Below are 22097 nucleotides of genomic sequence, written 5' to 3' on the forward strand. Positions count from 1 at the left end.
GAGCAAGCCATGAAAAAATATACCGTTGAACAGGGCATTGTTGCACCTTTAGACCGTGCCAATGTCGATACCGATTTAATTATTCCAAAACAGTTTTTAAAGTCGATCAAACGCACAGGTTTTGGCGATAACTTATTTGATGAGTTACGCTATTTGGACGAAGGTTATTTGGGGCAGGATATTAGTAAACGTCCTAAAAACCCTGATTTTGTATTGAATCAGCCGCGCTATCAAGGTTCTACCATTTTATTGGCACGCACCAATTTTGGTTGTGGCTCAAGTCGTGAACATGCGCCATGGGCACTCAATGAATATGGTTTCCGTACCGTCATTGCCCCAAGCTATGCAGATATTTTCTTTAATAACTCATTTAAAAATGGCATGTTACCTGTGATTTTGCCAGAAGAGATTGTTGATCAGTTATTTAAAGAATGTGCAGCAAACGAAGGTTATCAACTGACTGTTGACTTAGAGGCACAAGAAGTACGTACGCCATCGGGTCAGGCATTTAAATTTGAGATCGATTCATTCCGTAAACATTGCTTATTGAATGGTCTGGATGATATTGGTTTGACTTTACAAAATGCCGATGCGATTCGTGAGTTTGAAGCGCAAGCCAAACAGCGTCGTCCTTGGGTATTTCAGGAACTGACACAATAACTGTTGCGGTATATTTAAAGGAAAGATAGCCATAGCATGAAGCCTCAACTCTTGTTAACATGCAGAGCTAAAGACGTTGCACACGTTGCTCTCAATAAGGTTGGGCTCTGAAAATGAAGAGGACATTTCGCCATAGTATGGTACTTGGACTATGCTCAGTTGTAATGGGTGGGTGTCAAAGTACCAACAATGTGGTCGATACTTTACGGATTAAACAGGCAGAAACTCAAACTTTACATGCCAATGCATCTATTTATTGTACTGGGGTGAAACATTGCGAGTTTGAACGGATCAATACAACACCAATTATGGATGCGACCACACATCGCGTAAGTCCACAAAGTCTCCAGCAGGGGATTGTTCGCTTACACGGTTCGGTTTTTAGCCAACATAGCACGATGTATCTGTCTGTCCCTGCCAATCAATATGAATTGGTCATCCGTTTTTATCCTATTTCTCAGGACCGTGCTGAAACTTTCCATGTGATTCATCAATTTAAACCGAATCAACATTATACCTTTAAAATGTACCGTGACCGTTCCAAGCGTTCAGGAGGGAGCCTACTCAATGTCTCTGCACCTGAACCTTTATGTGTGGCTCTTGACGAAGGTCAGCGAACCATTCGCCGTTTTTGTCGTCCATTCGATGCAATCACGGGTCTGGGTGAGTTTAGCGAACAAAAGGTTTAATGATCCGTCAGCCTAAGGGCTGATACACTGAAAAATGGAAAGTAAAGATGTCTAAACAAATTTTAATTTTGGCGGGTGACGGCATTGGCCCTGAAATTGTGGCTGCCGCAGAAAAAGTATTAAACTCAGTCAATCAAAAGTTCAATTTAGGTTTGAGTTGGGAACATGGTTTGTTGGGTGGGTCAGCCATTGATGCTCACGGTGAACCGTATCCTGCTGTGACATCTGAACAAGCCAAAAAAGCCGATGCCATTTTATTGGGTGCTGTAGGCGGACCAAAGTGGGATAGCATTGAACGCTCAATTCGTCCTGAGCGTGGCTTACTCAAAATTCGCAGCGAATTAAACCTATTTGCCAATTTACGCCCCGCAATTCTGTATCCACAACTTGCGGATGCATCCAGCTTAAAACCTGAAATTGTGGCAGGTTTGGATATTTTAATTGTTCGTGAGTTAACGGGCGGTATTTATTTTGGTCAGCCGCGTGGTATTCGCGAGCTTGAAAATGGCGAAAAACAAGGTTACAACACCGACGTTTATAGTGAATCTGAGATTAAACGTATCGCCAAAGTTGCTTTTGAAATGGCAGGGCTGCGTGGTGGTAAAGTCTGTTCAGTCGATAAAGCCAATGTATTGGAAGTGACGGAACTGTGGAAGCAAACCGTAACTGATTTACAACAGGCTAATTATGCAGACATTCAGCTTTCACATATGTATGTGGATAATGCTGCAATGCAACTGGTACGTGCACCAAAACAATTTGATGTGATTGTGACAGGTAACTTGTTTGGCGATATTCTGTCTGACGAAGCAGCGATGCTGACAGGTTCAATCGGCATGTTGCCATCGGCGTCACTGGATGAAAATGGTAAAGGCATGTATGAACCTTGCCACGGTTCTGCGCCAGATATTGCAGGGCAAAATATTGCCAATCCATTGGCTACGATTTTATCAGTTGCGATGATGTTGCGTTATACCTTCCGTGAAGAAGCCGCAGCCAAAGCGATTGAAGATGCCGTAGGCAATGTACTGGATCAAGGTTTGCGTACGGGAGACATTATGTCTGAAGGCATGACCAAAGTCGGTACCTCTGAAATGGGTGATGCAGTGGTTCAGGCACTCGCTTAATTTTTATTCATAGTCATAGAAAAGAAACGCAGCATAGGCTGCGTTTTTTATCGGCTATTAGTTGATTAACATTAAAGATTCATTTGAGCCAGCTTTAACAGGCTTTGCCTTCATAATGAATAGATTCAGCAATCTGGTTATTTAAATTAAAAATGATCTTACAGTTAAAATTTACATCGTAAGAATTGGCTGAAGAATTACCAAGTTGTAATGGAACCGCCGTACCACCGATGTCCACATTAGTCACCATGGGTGTTGGAATATTCATTGGACGTAAAATGGTATAACTTAGTTGATTATTCAACAGGCGTGGTCGCTCAAGTGTTTGATAGCCTAATGATTTTAAATTAATATTTTGCTCAATGTCTTGTACAGATTGTCCAATAAACTGTTGTAAATACTCGGATAAACTGACTTTGTGCTGAGAAGGGGTGGTGCAGGCCTGAAGTAAAAAAACAAAGCATAATACCGCATAGTTTTTATTATTCATCACAAAAGTCCTTTTCTGCTTCATACAATAATTAAAAATCAAAAAAGAGTAGAAATCGATATGATTGCTGTAAGTGTTTAAGTTTATTTATACGTTAAAAATGATGGGCATAAAAAAAGCCACAGATGAATTGCGGCTTTTTTGCATTCACTAAACGAAATTAGCGTGCACGATAAGTAATACGACCTTTGGTCAAATCGTATGGGGTCATTTCAACTTTAACATTGTCACCTGTTAAAATACGAATATAGTGTTTACGCATTTTACCAGAAATATGTGCAATTACTTCGTGACCGTTTTCTAAACGTACACGGAACATCGTATTAGGAAGCGTTTCGGTGACAACGCCTTCGAACTCGATGAGTTCCTCTTTATTGGCCATAGCCTACCTGATGATCAAATTGGAAAGGCGCAAATTGTAGTCAATTTTTTATAAAAAAACAAGACCAACGCCTGAATTTATCAATCATGCAAGAGTGGCAGATAGGTCAAATTCATAAAAAAAAATGTGTAAAAATGACCTGAATTGAGTTGTCAGTTTGGTCAATCGGCGGTAATCTAAATTAGGTTTTCAAGTATAAATGAAGAACATACAAGGAAGGATGTCGCGTGGGTCAGCTAACAGATGCATCGGTTGTATTACGATTTGGCTATCAGGCGATTCGTCGTGCAGGATTGCCAACCGAAGAAATTTTAACAAAAGCAGGTGTCGCCTTAAATCAGGTGGATACCAATACCCGAACACCATTAAATGCACAGTACGCCTTCTGGATTGCGGCAGAAGAGGTAAGTAAAGACCCAGACATCGGTTTACATCTGGGGGAACATTTACCCTTGTATCGTGGTCAGGTGATTGAGCATTTATTCATTAGTAGTGAAACCTTTGGTGAAGGTTTAAAACGTGCCTTGGCTTATCAACGTTTAATTAGTGATGCACTACAGGCACGTTTAGTCGTCGATGATCATGGATGTTATTTGACCAATGGTGAACAGCCGTTTTCTGACAATATAGTCAATCGACATTTTTCAGAATGCGCACTGTCGGGTATTTTACGATTTTTTAAATTTATTACTGAAGGCGCATTTAAGCCTATTTTTATTGATTTCGACTTTAATCACGGCGCCGCAGAAGATGAATATTTGCGTGTCTATGGGTGTCCAGTCAGTCTAGGGCAAAAAGAAACCCGCTTATATTTTGATTCCGAGATTTTAGATTATCCGCTTTGGCAGGCAGAACCTGAATTATTACAATTGCATGAACAACTTGCGATTGAAAAGCTTCAGGAACTTGCGCGCTATGATCTGGTTGGTGAAGTACGTCGTGCGATTGGTTCAACGCTTGAAAGTGGTGAAACGACGCTGGAAACCGTGGCAGGACAGTTACACATTACCCCGCGACGTTTAAGAACCCAATTGAGTGAAGCCAATACCAGTTTTCAGCAAATTTTGTCAGATTACCGCTGTCGTCTTGCCAAAAAACTTTTAGCCAATACCAATGAAAGTGTTGAGCGGATTGTTTATTTGACTGGTTTTTCTGAACCGAGTACCTTTTACCGTGCCTTTAAACGTTGGACCAATGAAACGCCTGTAGAATATAGAAAGCGTAAGCAGCGTGCATAAATCAGGACAAAATGCATCTAACAGATGCATTTTTATTGTTTGAAATTAAGCCCGAACGATTGAAATACCCCCATCAACGTACAAGGTTGAACCAGTCATAAAACTTGCTTCATCGCTCACTGCAAATAATGCCGCTTGCGCAATTTCCTGAGCTTGTGCCATTCGTTTTAAAGCATGTAGGTTTTGGATATGCTGACGTGTTTGCTCATCATGCGCAGCGGTACGTCCCATTTCGGTATCTGTCCCACCAGGAATAAGACAGTTACAGCGAATACCGAATGCGCCATATTCTGCGGCAATCACTTGAGTTAGGCCAATTAAACCCGCTTTACTGGCAGCATAAGCTGCCATGTTTGGAAAACCGATGCGATGACCAACAAAAGTCGAGGTAAATAGGATACAGCCATTTTTTTGTTCAAGCATTGCATTTAACTGCATCTGTACCGCATAAAAATGTGCTGAAAGATTGGTGTTTAAGGTGTTTTCCCATTCACTTTGACTGATTTGGTGCGTAGGTTTTAATGCGCCTAATGTGCCCGCATTGTTAAATGCAATATCAATCCGACCAAAATGTTGTAAAGCTAAATCTAAAGCACGTGACATGGTCGATGGATCGCCAAGATCACCCACCACAGAGAAACATGGATGGCCTTGTGCTTTAATGCGTTGCTCAAGCGCTTGAAGACGTTCGGCACGTCGAGCCACATTGATGACAATTGCACCGTGCTGCGCAAACAGTAAGGCGCTTTCCCAACCAATACCTGAACTTGCACCTGTGATGATCACGATTTTATTTTCTAGACGTTTCATAATGAGCCTAAAGAGTATTTAAAGACTCATTTTGAAAACTTTTAGTCTAGGTAACGACCCGATTCTTGCGGTGCTACAAAAAACTATGCAAAGGCATCGGCCAGATTGAGCCAATGCGGACCCAATGGAGGCTGTGGTAGATCAAAGTGTTCAGGGTAGTAAGCCTGAATGAAATAGAGGCCATCAGGAGGTGCGGTGATGCCAGCGGCTTTACGATCTTGAGCTGCAAACAGGGTGTCGATATGGTCAATACCATATAGACCTTGCCCAATCTCAAGTAAACAACCCATAATATTACGCACCATATGGTGTAAAAAACCGTCGGCTTGTATATCAAGAACGAGATAGCGACCGTGTTCGATCAGTTGGCAATGACTGACATGACGTACAGGCTGTTTGGATTGACAGGCAGCCGCACGAAAAGTTTCAAAATTATGTGTACCTTGAAACTTTTGCGCTGCCAAGATCATCTTTTCGACATCAAGTGGTTGATAAATATGTGTGACTTGTTTGTATAATAATGCTGGACGTTGAGGGGCGTTATATACCACATAGCGATAACGACGTGCCTTCGCCTTAAAGCGGGCATGGAAATCATGCTCCATATGTTTGATCCACTGGATCGAGATATCCTTGGGAAGTTGACTATTGGAGCCCATCAACCAACCACGTTCAGGTCGAATGGCATTGCTGTCAAAATGAGCGACCATATTGGTGGCATGTACGCCTGCATCGGTACGACCTGCACCATGTAAAATGATTGGCTCGTCTGCAATCTGGCTTAATACACGTTCAATGCTTTCCTGAACACTTGGAACGCCTGCTTGCTGGGTCTGCCAACCGCGATAGCGAATACCACAAAATTCAATCCCGACTGCAAAACGTTGCATAGTTCAACCCCAAAATTAAGCAAAAGACCAATGCTGTTCGCGCTGTTCCAATGTTGAATATTTTAAATAAAGCTGTAGTAATTTGGCATAAAGATCAGCATGTCCATGGGTATTATTCATTAAAATTTGTGCTTGATGCACCCATTCGCTAATGGCATAGCGTTGATCCATCTGACCAAAGCAAACTTGAGTATCTAAAATACTTAGACAACCTTGCAGGCGAAGTTGATGAAAGATTTTAATAATGTTGCTATCCACCGCTAAATTGCCAGTGCCAAAGCCTTGAATGACTAAAAAATGTGGAGGATGAATGAGAAGATTATTTAATTGCTGTTTAAATGATTCTAATTCAATAGGTTGAGCCATTACATTTAAAATGGATAAGCTGCGACAAGAAATTAAGTCAGCCTCTGAAATCACCTGTGCATCTATGACCGTATTACAGTGCTGCGCTGCCAAAGTTCCAGTAAAAGCATTCAATTCAGTGGTGTGAATTTTTAAAGCCGTTTGCGCATGAAAAACCTGTTGATGAAAAGCCAGATACACACCCTTCGATAATGTTCTAACCTGTTGTAGCGCAAGATATAAATTATCTCGTGCATCGGTGAAATCACGTATCTCACGACCAGCTACATTCAATAAAGGATATTGACTACCCGTCACGACTACACGACAAGATTGGCCAAGAAAGCGTGCCAATGTCGCAGCAGCATAGCTTAAGGTATCCGTACCATGAATCACTACAAAATGCGAATAGCCTTGTTGTTGCAGAGATTGAATTTGTTGAACCAGCGTCAGCCAATCCGAGGCGGTACATGCACTACTGTCTTTAATAACAGGTGCTGCAAAACAATCGACATCGAAATCATCAGCGATTAAACGCTGTAGCATGGGTAAAAATTCTGTAAAAGGCATGGGTGCCAAAGGCTCACCTATACAGCCAAAGGTTCCGCCCATATACAACAGTGCTATTTTGTTCATAATAAAAAAGCAGTCTAAACAGACTGCTTATGGTAAAGCCATCTTTTTTAAGAAGCTATTCGATTTAGTAAGTTTTTTGACAATTCACGTTGTTCCGCATTGAAGGCTGACTCATTTTTGTTCAAAAGAATGCGCGCCGAATCGTAAGCCCCCAATTTTATATATTGTGATGCTAAATCTAGATCCAATTGGGCTTCATTGATATTGGCCAGTTCGGGAAAAGACTGAACCAATGGATCATTTACATCAAGTGTTGACTGAGTTGTTGGTGATGCTGTTGCTAAACTAAGCTCAGACCTTTGCTGAGGATTCAGTTCAATTGGAGAGTCAGCAGGCAATGTTTCGACTGCTAATTGATCAAATTTAAATTCAGTTAATGTTGCTGCATTCACTTGCTCATCTAACGATGGCTGAACAGTTTTTTCCAGATCAAACTCAGAGGTAGGCGCAAACTCAAGATTGGCAAAATCAGCAGTTAACTCAGTCGAAGTTGCTTCAATGTATGGTCTTGCTGAAGGCTCAATCTCAATCGCTTGAGAGGTTTCAATATGGCTTTGCGAAACTTCTCGCGGTTCTAGCGTTAAAGAAAACTCAGTCAGAGGTGCCTGATTCTCAATATGTACTTCTGGCGTATGTGGTGACGGCTCAGAAACTTTTGCAGGTTGATCAAAGGAGAAATTAAACTCCAAAGGTTCAATTTCAACTGAATTTTGTTTTTGTATCTGATGAGCGCTGGTCGTATCTTGATCAATCTGAACCTGATGGTCAGCATCTGGCTGGGTAGTTTGAACCAACGCATCAAAATCAGCTTCACTTACTGAAACATGAGACGAGGGCGTTGTCGATTCTGACGCTGTGCTCTTAAAATCAAAAGCATTGGATGAAAACTCAATCGCATCAGGTTGTTTTTGCTGCTCATAATCGCGTTTTTTCGCTTCAGCTTGCATCACGATATCTTGTAAATCTAGAGCACGTAGATGCGTAATGAGTTGATCAATGGCAAACTCATCTTTTTGTAAAATATGAATATCTAATAGATGTAAATACAGACCATGTTGTGAATTATCACGATTTAAGGCCTGATTAATTTGTGCTTCAGCACTAGAAAAATTTCCAGACTGAATCAGACTGATAATTTTTTGATGTAATTCCTGAGAAATAGGTGTAGTTTTTTTCTGTTCAGCAATGATGGTTGGGGTGACTTCACGAGACTCTGTACGTGTGCGGCTACTATTTTTTACCGTCGTTTTTTTAGCTTTGTTTCTAGCAATCGCTTTGTTTGCGGGAGCTTTTTCTTCTTTACTGGCTTCCCGTTTTTTTAAAACAACCGCAATAATCAATAAAATGATAAACGGAATTACATACAACATGCTAATGCCCCTTCAAGCATGAGTCATTTTATAACGACTCATTCAAATATCTGTATGCGTCTAACTTAATGTATTGGCTTTTTTGCGTTTTCACGCTCTTTTAGCTGTTGCTGTAGTTGCGCCAGACGGGCATTTAAGAGCTGGATTCTTTGATCCTTTTGTCTTAAAGCCAACTCCATTTCAGTCACGCTTTGTTGTAATTTAACGGTTTTTTCACGTGCTGTCATAACTTTTAATGATAACTCAGCATTACTTTTTTCTTGTTTTGTGTTGTGTTTCGCGCTTCCTTGTGTGGAATCTTGTTCATTGTCTGCTACAAGATTCATTTCAGCCTGATTTAAACGATATTTAGCACGCCCAGCTGTTTGCTGAGAGGTATTTGCAAGCTTCATATCCGCAGCTTTAGGGGGATTTGTAGCAGCAGTCATTGAAAGGTTAAGTGCAACCCCTTGTCTTAAGCGGTTGACGTCACCCTGAATAAACGCATGACTATTTTGTGCTTTAATTTGTTGCATCACTTGTGCAATCGGTTGATTGGTCTGAGTCGCAATACGGTTGGCAATCCGCCACAAAGATTCATTGCGCTGCACAATGTGTTGATTTTCATGGGATGCTTTTGCTTCAGAGGCAGTTTTAGCTTTAGGAACACTATTTTTTGCTAAAGTTTTTTCTGTCTCAGATGCCTTTTTTGCAGGCGGAGTTTGGTTTACTTGTTCTTTCGCTTTTTCTGTAACTGGTTTTGCAGGCTGCACAGGTGCAACCGAGGCTTGAACATTTGAGGGTGGAGCTAGCTTTGAAATATTATTAGGTTGTAGTGTTTCTTTAATATTGAGATGAGCGGGTGGCGATTGATTAAACTGTGCTTTTGTTTCTTTTGCCGTGGTAGAAGTTGCTGTCGCTTGTAAGGCTGGAGGCGGCGCAGTGTTAATTGACAACACTTGAGAACGCTCTGAGCTTAATGTTTGTTTTTTATCGGATGTTGTGCTAACCGTACCAGTAGGAGATAACGGAGTATTCGTGACAGAATATCGGGTACTTTCTGGTAAATTGAGCGCAATGTCTTTTTCACTGACAATAAATTTGGGGGCTAAAGTCTGTTCATTTGATGTCTGTAATGCAGGTACAGCTCTGCGATTAATACTTTGTTTAACATGCTGTAACCGTGTGCCATTGCCTTCCTGAATTTTAAGCACGATATCCAGTTCAGGCTGAATATAGGGTCGCGATGAGGTAATGACAATAACTCCAGAACCTTGTCCATTGCGTCGTGCAAAAAAGTTGAGTTGGGCAGGTGGTTGATGCGCAATCCCTAATCCAATTAAATCCTCAGGGGTCGCCAGACTGACTTGCAAATTTGAAGATAAATCAGCCTGACTGAAATTCATTTCAGCATAAAGCAAATCCCCAGGTGCAGACAGAACTTGTAAAGGTTCTAGCGTGATTGCATGCAATGGTTGCGTCGCAAGAAAAGTTAAAATTGCAATTTTTAGTTTGTTATAGACAGTCATCTCGTTCCATGAAGCAAGAGCAAAGCGGTCAAGCTATACAATACCCAGATGTTAACCGAATGTAAAACTTTTACATAAGATGTACATAAAAAAAGCCGAGTCACGAATGATCGGCCTTTTCCTTAAAAATGCGGATTAAGCATTCTTATATTCAATCAGGATACGTAACATACGACGTAAGGGTTCAGCAGCACCCCAAAGTAATTGGTCACCGACTGTGAACGCACCTAAATATTCTTTACCCATATTGAGTTTACGTAAGCGACCCACTGGAACGGAAAGTGTTCCTGTGACTGCAACAGGTGTCAAATCAGTCATCGAGGCTTCACGCGTATTAGGAACGACTTTAGCCCATTGATTTGACTGACGAATCATATCTTCAATTTCATTCAAAGGAACATCTTTTTTAAGCTTAATGGTCAATGCTTGAGAATGACAACGCATTGCACCAATACGTACACAATGACCATCAATAGGAATAATTTGCGAATTACCTAAAATTTTGTTGGTTTCCGCCTGACCTTTCCATTCTTCTTTGGATTGACCATTTTCAAGCTGTTTATCGATATATGGAATCAATGAGCCTGCAAGTGGCACACCAAAGTTGGCTTTAGGGAAACCTTCACCACGTTGTAACTCGGCCACACGACTATCGATATCCAAAATGGCTGATTTAGGATCGTCCAGTAACTCTTGGGTATTGTTATATAAATAGCCCATACCTGTGAGCAATTCACGCATGTTTTGCGCGCCCGCGCCAGATGCCGCCTGATAAGTCATCGCGCTCATCCATTCCACTAAATTGTTTTGGAACAGTGAACCTAAACCCATCAGCATCAAGGAAACCGTGCAGTTACCGCCAACAAAAGTTTTGGTGTCTTTGGCAAGACCATCTTTGATGACTTGAGCATTGACTGGGTCAAGCACGATAATCGCATCATCTGCCATGCGTAAGGTTGATGCTGCATCAATCCAGTAACCATTCCAGCCTTCAGCTTTGAGCTTTGGGAATACCTCAGAAGTATAATCACCACCCTGACAGGTAATAATGACATCCATTTGCTTCAGACTTTTAATGTCTGTTGCATCCATAAGTGCTGGGGCAGTTTTACCACCAAATGAAGGGGCTTCACCACCTGCATTACTGGTAGAGAAGTAAAATGGCTCAAAGTGAGCAAAATCATTTTCTTCAACCATACGTTGCATAAGGACGGAACCAACCATCCCGCGCCAACCGACCAGACCTACTTTCATGTCACTTTGCCTCGGTGCGTTAAAAAATGTAAAAGGGGCTTGAGTGTATCAAAAGCGACCACAACTGCAAGTATTATCCATTTAAAACCTCACGTTTATTGTGAATAAATTTATGAATGTGCTACATAGAGTGTGTGTAAATAAAAATGAATCCCCAATGACAGGATGGACTAAAACTTGATACTTTTGCTTGAAATTTTTGCCGTGCTGGTGATTTGGTTAACTTTCTGGTCGCTGATCCCGCGAGATGAATGGTGGATTCGGGGCGCAGACTTTCCTCGGCTACAAATTTTAACCATTGGCTTTATCGTGCTTGGTTTTTTGTTATTTTGGGATGCACCATGGAATTTATCACGTGAATTGATTGTATTTGGATTAATTGCAGCAATTGCTTATCAGTTGAAAATGGTTTTACCGTATACCTTCATCTGGAAAAAACAAGTCAAGCAGGTTAAAACTGAGCAACTTGATCCAGACAAACAAATATCACTACTGGTTTCCAATGTATTAACGCCGAATGATCAATATCATCTTTTGATTGAACAAATCCAGAAACTTAAACCAGATCTTGTTTTGACGCTGGAAACGGATCAAACATGGCAAAATGAACTTAGCGTGATTGAACCAGATTATCCTTACCGGGTGCCTGTCCCTTTGGACAATTTATATGGTATGCACTTATATAGTCGTTTAGAGCTCAAAGACACCGAGGTCAAATTTATTCTGAGTAATGAAATTCCGTCCATTCATAGCACTGTCATTTTACCCTCAGGCATACCCGTTCAACTCTACTGTTTACACCCTAAACCGCCTAGCCCGACGGAAGCCAAAGATTCGACTTTACGTGATGCAGAATTGTTGATAGTGGGTGACCAGATTAAGGATTTGGATGAAAGTTGTATTGTGATGGGAGACCTTAATGATGTGGCGTGGTCACGCACCACACGCCTGTTTCAACGCATTAGTGGTTTGCTTGACCCTCGCGTAGGACGTCACTTCATTAATACCTTTCATGCAGATTATCCGTTACTGCGCTGGTCGCTTGATCATGTATTTCACAGTACCGATTTTGCGCTGGTTAAAATGCAGCGTTTGGCGCATGTGGGTTCTGATCATTTTCCTGTGTATGTAGTTCTACAAACAGGACGGATTTTTGAACAGATACAAGAAGAATTGCCAGAGACTCAAGATGACCATGAAGATGCACAGCAAGCTATACAAGAAGGCATTAGTAAAGCTGAAACAGAAGAAAAAATCGTGACGGATGAAATTGCACAGGCTTACAAGTCCTAAAAAAGTACTGTAAGAAAATGCTTACATGAAATGCGGACTTGAACCAATAGCCAGCCAAGTTCCCAGAAGGTATTCTACTTTTATCGGCACAGGAACTGGGAATGGAATATCCCCACTATGGAAGACTTAGCCGAAGGAACAACATCAAGGATTTGATGACGCTAGGGAAGCAACTTTTACACAATAAAAAGAATAATTGAAAGCACAACCTCATTTACCCGAGTTTTGCAGGACGCAGAACTCGGGTTATGATTTTTTAAAGCCCTAAAATAACGATCTCATTGCCTCATGTATCATTTAAAATTTCAAGAATTTAAAATTTATATCGTTCACTTCACAGATTTGGCACGTGGTGCTTTGCATATTCATGTCGGCTTGTTGGTCTTTTTCTGCGTGGCTTTTTTAGATCATCGTCAATTGAACAATCTGGGCATTGTTTGCGGTGATAATTATCGCGATTGGGGCAGATTTATTAGATGCCAGAGATGATTTTATTAACTATGGATATTGGCGTTTTGATGCAAGTCTGCATGATATCGTGAATACCATATTTGGGCCTTGCATGCTCTGGTTCATTGTGAGATTTGAAATTTTAAAATAGTAAAAACTCATCTCATTTATGAGAGGGATTGTCTTTATTTGGGTTTTTATGACAGCGTTGATTTTTAAATAAACAAATATTGATTAATAAAACTACAAATTGTGCAGATTTATTGTTTTGTAAATATGTTTTTGTGTTGTTTTTATACAGTTAAAATTAATTAAAATATTGAAATAAATATAATTTTAATATTTAGCTAAGAATTTGATAAACTTTGGATTGGTTAAGTATTGTTAAATAATAAAATCTCTCTAGAATGTGCCGATCATTTATCGCGCGATGTCCGTAAAACCCGAAATTTAAGCTGACTGGTCAAGGGCTAGACCTCATCTTTAAACCAAAACGAATTTTACGAATGGACAATTTGTTATAAGCGCATGTGTTCTCCTGTTGTTTTGTCGTGCTTGTTTGAGCACAAAGGATTGTCATATGAAGAACTTTAAAATTAGCCTTGCATGGCAAATTTTAATTGCTTTAATCCTTGGTGTGGTTGTTGGAGCTATTTTGCACAACCAGCCTGAAATAAAAGATGCTGCGGTTGATAATGTTCTGAAGCCTTTGGGGCAGATTTTTATTAGCTTGATTAAAATGATTGTCATTCCAATCGTTTTTTCTACACTGATTCTGGGGATTGCAGGGGTAGGCACCACCAAGAGCTTGGGAAGACTTGGTTTTAAAACCATTTTATATTTTGAAATTATCACCACCATTGCGATTATTGTCGGCTTGGTGGCTGCAAATATTTTCCAGCCGGGTGCTGGCGTAGATATGTCAGCATTGGTGAAAACTGATATTTCTCAATATCAGCACACCACGCAAGAAGTTGAATCGCATTCGCATGGCATTATCCAGACGATTTTATCGCTGATTCCCACCAATATTATTAGTTCTATGGCACATGGTGAAATGCTGCCTGTGATTTTCTTCGCAGTGTTATTTGGTATTGGACTATCGTCATTGCCAACCACCACCAAAGAACCGTTATTGCATGTGTTTCATGCGGTGTCTGAAACCATGTTCCGTGTGACGCATATTATTATGAAATATGCACCGATTGGGGTTTTTGGCTTAATCGCGGTGACGGTTGCCAATTTTGGTTTTGCATCGCTGATTCCTTTAGGCAAACTGGTAATATTGGTTTACGCTGCGATTTTCTTCTTTGCTTTTATCGTGCTGGGGATAACTGCCAAAATCTTTGGGATTAACATTCTCACTGTCATGAAGATTTTAAAAGATGAGTTGATTTTGGCGTATTCAACGGCAAGCTCTGAAACGGTATTGCCGCGCATTATGCAAAAAATGGAAGCCTATGGTGCACCCAAAGCCATTACCAGTTTTGTGATTCCAACAGGCTATTCATTTAATCTGGATGGTTCGACACTTTATCAGAGTATTGCTGCCATCTTTATTGCACAGCTTTATGGTATTGATCTGTCTTTATATCAACAGGTGATTTTAGTCATTACTTTAATGATTACTTCAAAAGGCATTGCAGGTGTGCCTGGTGTTTCTTTTGTGGTGTTGTTGGCAACTCTGGGCAGTGTTGGGATCCCACTTGAAGGCTTGGCCTTTATCGCAGGCGTTGACCGTATTTTAGATATGGCACGAACCGCGCTCAATGTGGTGGGGAATGCGCTGGCGGTATTGGTCATCAGTAAATGGGAAAATGCCTATGATGAAGATAAAGCCAAAGCTTATGAAGCCAGTTTAAATCAGACTCAAACAGCTGACTGAATCATTCGATTAATGTAAATAAAGACCTCAATCTGAGGTCTTTATTTTTTAAATGACAAACATCCTTAAAGTTTAATGATGTTTAATTTCAATTGACCTTTTTTAACTCAGGTGTATTTAAAGGGGCATGACGGGGCTGTGCGTATTGCTGCCAAGCATATGCAATTTTAAATAACGTTGGTTCTGCAAACTCACGTCCTAAAATTTCCATCCCTACAGGTACGCGAGGCAGTCCTGCCGCAGTAGTGACCATCCCCGCAGGAACATTCATCGCTGGAAAACCTGAAAATGGGCTGAGACGATTATTTGTTCCAGTGGTTGGTGTGCCACCGAGTACGGAAGGTAATCCTTGAATGGTTGGGTAGAGCAATACGTCATAGGCTGCACCTTTGCTAACACCATCAAGGGTTTTATTATCAAGTGCGCTATTGAGTCGAGTACGCACAAAATTAGGACGTTGTTCAGTATTTTTCTTATATTCCGCGAGTACGCTTTCTGCACTAAGGTCAATGTTATAGGCATTGAAGTTACTACGGGCTTCACCACTGGCCAAAACTTCATCGTAGCTTAGATAATGATGATCTTTGACATTAGACCAAGATTGCAAATATTTAGTTAAGCTGGTTTTAAACTCAAATGCAGAGACACTTCTATAGTTGGTCAAGATTGCATTGAGATCTTCAATGGTTACATCATCTACAGTGGCACCAGCCGCTTTAAGCTGTGCAATCGCATTGTCGATGGTGTTATTCACCAGTTGAATCTCTGTACTATCGGTCGTACCAAACAGGGCACGAACCACCCCGATGTGTGCACCTTTGAGTGCATCCTTGTTTAATGCACTGGTATAGCTGCTCGGGATATTCGTCATTGTTTGATAAGCAATACTGCCATTGACTAGAGGAGCATTAATTTCAAAAGAAGAACGCTGATTAGAAAATGAACTAGAGTCATAGCCTGTCATTTGATCCATAAGAATTGCGCAATCCTGCACTGCGCGACACATTGGACCTGCGGTATCCTGAAATGGTGCTAAAGGAATAATGCCACTTTGGCTGACTAAACGTAAACTAGGACGTAGACCAAACAAGCCTTCAACTGAAGAAGGGACACGGACGGAACCGCCTGTGTCAGTACCTAGCCCGACCTGAGCAAAGCTTGCAGAAATAGAAGCGCCAGTTCCTGAAGATGATCCACCTGGACCTTTACTTAAATCATAAGCATTTTTGACTTGTCCACCGCGCGGATGCGTACCATTTCCCTGAAAGCCGAAAGCAAATTCATCCAGATTAGCTTTACCAATGATAATGCCACCTGCATCGCGAATTTTTTTAATAATATAGGCATCTTGTTCAGGTTGGCTGTACATCAATGCTTTAGAGCCAGCACTGGTTGGCATATCAAAAGTGTCAATATTGTCTTTGGGTAAAACGGTTACGCAATGCATGGGGCCAATGAGTTTGCCATTTTGTTTAAAATAAGCATCTAACTTATCCGCTTCACTTAGCGCAGTGTCACTGATGGTGATCACGCTATTGAGCGTTGGCCCTTGTTTATCATAAGCATTAATGCGATCAATATAGCCTTGCACCACTTGATGACAGGTGATGCCTCCAGTTTTAATGGAGGTTTGCATTTGCTCAATGGTACCCTCAACAAAATTATAGGGTTGAGGGGGGGTGCTGGTTTGAGTGTTGTCATTGTCATCATTACAGCCAGCTAGAAAAATAGGAAGGAACAGGAGAGAGAAGCTAAGTCGCTTTAAGCCATGTGAATGATTCACCATGATTGTATTGCCCCAAATGATTTAAGAATTTACAACAAGGGTAATCAAGCAAAATGGATGCCAAAAAAACAGCCAAGTCAGTGGCTGATAATTTTGAAAAATTGGTTTTAAAAGTCAAACGTGCATGAGTCAAATTTGCATGAAAAAATTATTTAATGATTTGTTGATACAGTTCTAAAGTTTGATGACACATTTCATCCAGACTAAATTGAGTGACAGGTTCGACATATTGGGGTAAATCAATATGCTGTTGAACTGCTTGAAATAACGCTTCACGATCATCCACATCAATTAAACCTTGCGGATAGAGGCGCGATAAAATTTCAGCGACACCACCACGATTCCAGCCAATTACAGGTGTTCCAACAGATAAGGCTTCTAATGCAGTTCGACCAAAAGTTTCCGCCTGATTGGAGAGCGAAAGTACAATATCACTCAATGCCAGCCATTCACGAATTTCAGAGGTATGCCCGACAAATGTGATTTTATCGCGTAGCCCATGATCTTGAATGGTCGCTTCGAGTTCATCCAGATAGGCTTTCTTTTTAGGATCTGCTCCGCCCAGGACAATGGCATGGATATCGGGATAATCTGTCTGTAATCGCTCCATCAATTCAATCAGGGTTTCATGACCTTTCAGACGGGTAATTCGTCCCGGCAAACAAATTAAAAACTTATTTTCTAACTGCGGAAATAACGTGTATTGATGATTGATCCATTGTGCAGATGGCTGATATCCGTGTGGAAATGCTTTGGGATCAATACCACGATAAATTCGGACAATATCTTCAGGAGGGCAGTGCTTATAGTGGTCGGTAATGTATTTGACCACGCTGTCTGAGACGGCAATGACTTTTTCGGCCTGCGTCATGATCGCACTATAACGATTAACCGAATAAAAACCATGTACGGTACTGATCAGATGGGGACGTTGATGTGCTGGAAGACCACGTAATGCAAAATGTGTTAACCATGCTGGTACACGAGAGCGTACATGCACAATATCTGGCTGATGTTGCTCGATCAGTTTACGCAAAGGACGAATCTGCCAAAGACTCGACAATGATTTTTTATGAATTGGCAAGGTAAGATGAATAGAGCCTTCAGTCTCTAATTGTGAAACTAAACGTCCACCATGAGAGACCACAAGTGATTGATGACCTTGTGCAACCAAAGCACGTGCAATTTCCAGCGTACCACGTTCAACACCACCACTGTTCAGTTCGGGAAGAAGTTGCATCACTTTCATGCTCAAGTCTCAACTATTTCATTGGTTGAATATTAATAAATTTTCTCGTATCCATCTGGACGCGTTTTAAAGCGGCGATGAAACCACATATATTGTGTTGGTGCAATACGAAGCTGATTTTCAATAATTTTATTGACCCGAGTGGCGTCATCCACTTCATCTTCACTGGGCATATTCTCAACAGCCGCTTCAATTAAAACATGATATTGAGGATCACGAATATCGCCGTGACGATAAAAATACAAAGGGATGGCTGCTGCTTTGGAAATTTTGAGTAAACGTCGATGCGCGGTCACTGTCGCGGCGGGTACACCAAAAAACGGTGCCATCACGCCCTGTTTAAGTCCAAAGTCCTGATCGGGGCTATACCAGATCGCATCGCCATCTTTGAGTTTACGAATCAGACCACGCATATCATCATGATCAATCTGGTGTTTATAGATGGTGGCACGACAACGGTAAATCAGCATATCCAAGAGCGGATTGTTCTGTGGGCGATAGACTACATCTGGTTCAAAATACTGCGAGCAAATATATCCACCTGCATCCAGCAAAGTGCTGTGTGTACCGAGTAATAAAACACCCTGACCATTGGCTTGGGCATTGCGGATATGTTCCAGACCTTCAATACTGGAGCGACCCTTAAACCACTGTGGGGAATACCATGCATTCAGGGTTTCAAATACCCCCAGCATCATATCGATAAACACCTGTCGACCTTGGCGTTCAACATCTTGCTGAGACCATTCGGGAAAACAGACTTGCAGATTACGAATCGTAGTTTTGCGTCGTGACTTTAAATATTTCCAAGCCAAATGCCCCATACCATGTGCCAGACGCCATTGAATTGCCCACGGTAAAATTGCCAATAACATGAAAAAAACAATGGCGATCCAGATACCCCAGTATTTGGGCAATAGGAATGACCATTGAAATGCACCGGGCACATAGGGCTGTTTCTGGCTCATGATAATTTAAATAAAAATAAAAGATTAAAACGAGAAGCAGTGTAGCATGAACTGATTTTTAACTTGTAGTTTAACGCTCGAGATAAGTTGATTTGTCAGAGATATTCACGAAAATTATTTAAAATAAGCAAATTTAAACATGAGATTATTGATGTTTATACAGCGTGGTATGAGTACAATTCATAACCAAGAATCCTAAAATATATATACATAACGTAAAGCTCAAAAGAATATATTTATAAATTATTTTTTTGTGAGCCTGAATTTTGAAAAAATTATTATTTATAAGTTCCTTAATCTTGGTTTCATCTTCTCTATATGCACAAGATCCATTAAATGGCACAACATGGAAAACCATTGATGACACTACTCATCAGGCGAGAAGTATTGTCAAATTTAAGGAAGATAAATCTGGACATTTATCTGCAAGCGTACAAAAAGTTTTAGTCGCTGATCAGGCTGAAAAGTGTACCAAATGTACGGGAACATTTAAAAATAAGCCGCTTGTTGGGATTACTGTCATTCGAAATCTAAAAAATGTAGGCGGAAATACTTATGAGGGCGGAACCATTGTCGATCCCCAAACAGGAAAAACTTATTCCTTGAAAGGAAAATTAACTAACAATGGAAGCCGATTAGATTTACGTGGCTATATGGGAATTTCAGCACTGGGTCGAAATCAAACTTGGTATAAAGTCAGCTAATTGAATGATTCAGCATCAGCTTGGATAAAGTATACCCCTTTCTCAAGGAAAGGGGCATCTTGTTAACCTCAGTTTCCTTTACTTAAATTTTCCAGTTCATCCCAGCGTTCCAGTTTTTCCAGTAATTGTTCCTCAATTTCTGCCAAACGCTGGCTGGCTTGGGTTGCCGCTGCTGCATCTTTAACAAACCAAGAACCATCAGCGAGTTGATCTGATAAGGTACTTTGTTCGGCTTCCAATTTTTCAATTTCGACTGGAAGCTGCTCCAGTTCACGTTGATCTTTAAAACTGAGTTTTACTTTTTTGGCAGGCGCCGGAGCTTTATTGGCTTCAGCTTTGGCCTGTGCTTTTTTGACCTCAGACTTTTGATCGACCACAGTTTGATTTGGACGTTGCATCAGATAATCCTGATAGCCACCGACATATTCTTCGATACCACCTTTACCATCAAATACCCAAGTTGAAGTTACCACGTTATCCATAAAGGCACGGTCATGGCTAATCAGCAGTAATGTGCCTTTATAATCAGCCAACATTTCTTCAAGCAACTCTAACGTTACCATATCCAGATCATTCGTCGGTTCATCCATGACGATCAGATTCGATGGTTTGAGCAGTAATTTAGCCAGTAAGACACGATTACGTTCACCCCCCGATAAGGCTTTGACCGGGGTACGAGAGCGCTCAGGCGAAAATAGAAAATCCTGCAAATAACTATAAATATGACGGCGTTGTCCATTGACATCGACAAAGTCGGAACCTTCAGACACATTGGCCATGACTGACTTTTCCAGATCAAGCTGATTACGTAATTGATCAAAATAAGCCACTTCAAGTTGAGTACCGGTTTTCACTGTACCTGTATGTTCAATATCGCCCAAAATTGCTTTGATCAGCGTGGTTTTACCCACACCATTGTCACCGACTAAACCGATACGATCACCGCGTAATACCACCGCAGAAAAATCTTGAATGAGGGGTTTGGCATCATAACTGACACTGAGATTTTCAATATCAAACACCAGTTTGCCTGAACGTTGAGCATCCTGAACGCCCATATTGACTTTGCCTTGTTGGAAGCGACGTGCTTTGGATTCTTCACGCAAGGCCTTCAAGGCGCGAACACGGCCTTCATTACGGGTACGACGTGCTTTAATCCCTTGACGAATCCATGCTTCTTCTTCGGCCAATTTCTTTTCAAATAAGGCGTTTTGCTTTTCTTCCGCTTCAAGTTGCTGTGCTTTTAAATCCAAGTAGCGAGAATAGTTACCTTCATAACTACGCAGGATACCGCGGTCCAGTTCAACAATACGGGTTGCCAAACGATCTACAAATGAACGGTCATGCGAAATAAATAATAAAGTTAAATTATTTTGCTCCAGTAGGAATTTTTCTAACCATTCGATACTTTCCACATCCAGATGGTTGGTCGGTTCGTCTAGCAGTAAAATATCAGGCTGGGTCAGTAGGGCACGTGCCAGTAAGACACGACGTTTACGTCCACCTGATAAATCAGCGAGATCGGCGTTCGGGTCGAGCCCCATTTTCCCTAAAATGGTATTGACCTTATTTTCCAGTGCCCAACCGTCGAGTTGATCCAGTTTGTGTTGCAAATGACCCATCCGGTCGCAAGCTTCCATATCCCCCAAGACACAGGCATCACTGGCTTCATGATAGTCTTTCAGTACAGTTGCCGCTTCACCCGCACCATCTGCCACGATATCGGCAACCTTACCCGAATCCATGGGCACATCTTGCGCCAACATGGACACCGTTAAACCATTTTGAATAGAAACTTCACCGCGATCGGGCAATAAACTTCCCTCAATCAGCTTAAGTAAAGTAGACTTGCCTTCACCATTACGACCGATCAAACACACTCGTTCGCCGCGCTCCAATACAAAGTTCGCGCCGTCGAGGAGGGCGGGTCCACCAAATGCCAGTTGGACATCCCTTAAAGTAATATAGGCCATAATGTTTTCCAAAATCCCAAATGAGGAGAGTTAAATGACTAAACCAACAGATTATGATGATCATGCGTCATTTTCCGCACCCATTGAAGATTTGCAAGTCCGAATTGCATTTTTAGATGATTTAGTTGAGCAGTTAAATACGCAATTGGCGCTTCAGTCGATGGAAATTGCTGATTTAAAAAAACAAATGCAACTATTGTATCAACGCGTTGAATCAGCAGATATGTCAGAAGGTATTGCACCTTTTGATCCGTTAAGTAATAAACCTCCGCATTACTAATCTGTATGTGGTTTTATTAGATTTCTTTCATAGCGGTTTAAACCTTTTATATTTTTCTTCCTCAGGAAAAAATAAAAAGGACGGATGAAAGATCTGGATTGAATATTGAA

General features: G+C 41.1%; 20 protein-coding genes. 8 read left to right on the plus strand and 12 right to left on the minus strand.

Annotated elements, in window-relative coordinates; translation table 11 throughout:
• Window positions 1-9: 9 nt before the first annotated feature.
• The 3 genes from leuD to leuB all read left to right on the plus strand — a co-directional run bounded on the left by leuD (window position 10) and on the right by leuB (window position 2476).
• Window positions 10-660 carry a 3-isopropylmalate dehydratase small subunit gene (gene leuD / locus E0D95_RS12520; protein ID WP_130804115.1) on the plus strand — a complete coding sequence of 217 codons (651 nt, stop codon included), beginning with the start codon at window positions 10-12 and terminating at the stop codon, window positions 658-660.
• A 113-nt stretch (window positions 661-773) separates the two neighbouring features.
• A complete protein-coding gene (locus E0D95_RS12525; protein ID WP_130804116.1) occupies window positions 774-1349 on the plus strand; it encodes a hypothetical protein in 576 nt (191 codons plus the stop codon).
• Between the two features lie 47 nt (window positions 1350-1396).
• Window positions 1397-2476 carry a 3-isopropylmalate dehydrogenase gene (gene leuB / locus E0D95_RS12530; RefSeq protein ID WP_130804117.1) on the plus strand — a complete coding sequence of 360 codons (1080 nt, stop codon included), beginning with the start codon at window positions 1397-1399 and terminating at the stop codon, window positions 2474-2476.
• Between the two features lie 94 nt (window positions 2477-2570).
• Here leuB and E0D95_RS12535 read toward each other — a convergent pair whose 3' ends face one another.
• Window positions 2571-2966, minus strand: a complete 396-nt coding sequence (locus E0D95_RS12535; RefSeq protein WP_165443241.1) for a hypothetical protein — start codon at window positions 2964-2966, stop codon at window positions 2571-2573.
• 160 nt (window positions 2967-3126) lie between these two features.
• Window positions 3127-3348, minus strand: coding sequence for a translation initiation factor IF-1 (gene infA, locus E0D95_RS12540; RefSeq protein WP_004718087.1), 222 nt, complete (start codon window positions 3346-3348; stop codon window positions 3127-3129).
• Between the two features lie 227 nt (window positions 3349-3575).
• Between infA and E0D95_RS12545 the strand changes: the two genes are divergently transcribed.
• Entirely contained in the window at window positions 3576-4586 is a 1011-nt protein-coding gene (locus E0D95_RS12545; RefSeq protein ID WP_130804120.1) for an AraC family transcriptional regulator, read from the plus strand.
• Window positions 4587-4631: 45 nt separating this feature from the next.
• Here the strand turns inward: E0D95_RS12545 and E0D95_RS12550 are convergent, their stop codons facing one another.
• The 6 genes from E0D95_RS12550 to asd all read right to left on the minus strand — a co-directional run bounded on the left by E0D95_RS12550 (window position 4632) and on the right by asd (window position 11399).
• Entirely contained in the window at window positions 4632-5396 is a 765-nt protein-coding gene (locus E0D95_RS12550; RefSeq protein WP_130804122.1) for an SDR family oxidoreductase, read from the minus strand.
• Between the two features lie 83 nt (window positions 5397-5479).
• Window positions 5480-6286 (minus strand): tRNA pseudouridine(38-40) synthase TruA, encoded by an 807-nt coding sequence (gene truA / locus E0D95_RS12555; RefSeq protein ID WP_130804124.1) that lies wholly within the window; start codon window positions 6284-6286, stop codon window positions 5480-5482.
• Between the two features lie 15 nt (window positions 6287-6301).
• A complete protein-coding gene (locus E0D95_RS12560; RefSeq protein WP_130804126.1) occupies window positions 6302-7267 on the minus strand; it encodes an asparaginase domain-containing protein in 966 nt (321 codons plus the stop codon).
• A 47-nt stretch (window positions 7268-7314) separates the two neighbouring features.
• Window positions 7315-8637, minus strand: coding sequence for a hypothetical protein (locus E0D95_RS12565; RefSeq protein ID WP_130804128.1), 1323 nt, complete (start codon window positions 8635-8637; stop codon window positions 7315-7317).
• Between the two features lie 65 nt (window positions 8638-8702).
• Window positions 8703-10145 (minus strand): type IV pilus assembly protein FimV, encoded by a 1443-nt coding sequence (locus E0D95_RS12570; protein ID WP_130804130.1) that lies wholly within the window; start codon window positions 10143-10145, stop codon window positions 8703-8705.
• Window positions 10146-10280: 135 nt separating this feature from the next.
• Window positions 10281-11399: an aspartate-semialdehyde dehydrogenase gene (gene asd, locus E0D95_RS12575; protein ID WP_130804132.1), complete on the minus strand. Its 1119-nt coding sequence runs from the start codon at window positions 11397-11399 to the stop codon at window positions 10281-10283.
• A 180-nt stretch (window positions 11400-11579) separates the two neighbouring features.
• Between asd and E0D95_RS12580 the strand changes: the two genes are divergently transcribed.
• Window positions 11580-12692: an endonuclease/exonuclease/phosphatase family protein gene (locus E0D95_RS12580; RefSeq protein ID WP_130804905.1), complete on the plus strand. Its 1113-nt coding sequence runs from the start codon at window positions 11580-11582 to the stop codon at window positions 12690-12692.
• A gap of 1030 nt (window positions 12693-13722) precedes the next feature.
• Entirely contained in the window at window positions 13723-15027 is a 1305-nt protein-coding gene (gene gltP / locus E0D95_RS12590; RefSeq protein WP_130804134.1) for a glutamate/aspartate:proton symporter GltP, read from the plus strand.
• An 88-nt stretch (window positions 15028-15115) separates the two neighbouring features.
• On the opposite strand, the gene E0D95_RS12595 is transcribed toward gltP, so the two are convergent.
• From E0D95_RS12595 to E0D95_RS12605, 3 genes are all read right to left on the minus strand, one after another.
• A complete protein-coding gene (locus E0D95_RS12595) occupies window positions 15116-16813 on the minus strand; it encodes an amidase (protein WP_130804136.1) in 1698 nt (565 codons plus the stop codon).
• A gap of 148 nt (window positions 16814-16961) precedes the next feature.
• Entirely contained in the window at window positions 16962-18062 is a 1101-nt protein-coding gene (locus tag E0D95_RS12600) for a glycosyltransferase family 4 protein (RefSeq protein ID WP_130804138.1), read from the minus strand.
• Between the two features lie 32 nt (window positions 18063-18094).
• Window positions 18095-19030 (minus strand): LpxL/LpxP family acyltransferase, encoded by a 936-nt coding sequence (locus tag E0D95_RS12605; RefSeq protein ID WP_130804140.1) that lies wholly within the window; start codon window positions 19028-19030, stop codon window positions 18095-18097.
• Window positions 19031-19296: 266 nt separating this feature from the next.
• Here E0D95_RS12605 and E0D95_RS12610 point away from each other — a divergent pair, with 266 nt between their 5' ends.
• A complete protein-coding gene (locus E0D95_RS12610; RefSeq protein WP_130804142.1) occupies window positions 19297-19734 on the plus strand; it encodes a DUF2147 domain-containing protein in 438 nt (145 codons plus the stop codon).
• Window positions 19735-19802: 68 nt separating this feature from the next.
• On the opposite strand, the gene E0D95_RS12615 is transcribed toward E0D95_RS12610, so the two are convergent.
• On the minus strand, window positions 19803-21707 hold the full coding sequence (locus E0D95_RS12615) for an ATP-binding cassette domain-containing protein (RefSeq protein ID WP_130804144.1): 1905 nt from the start codon (window positions 21705-21707) through the stop codon (window positions 19803-19805).
• A gap of 34 nt (window positions 21708-21741) precedes the next feature.
• Between E0D95_RS12615 and E0D95_RS12620 the strand changes: the two genes are divergently transcribed.
• Window positions 21742-21987 (plus strand): SlyX family protein, encoded by a 246-nt coding sequence (locus E0D95_RS12620; RefSeq protein ID WP_130804146.1) that lies wholly within the window; start codon window positions 21742-21744, stop codon window positions 21985-21987.
• Window positions 21988-22097 lie beyond the last annotated feature (110 nt).

It is taken from the genome of Acinetobacter ihumii, from assembly GCF_900625095.1.
Lineage (GTDB): Bacteria > Pseudomonadota > Gammaproteobacteria > Pseudomonadales > Moraxellaceae > Acinetobacter > Acinetobacter ihumii.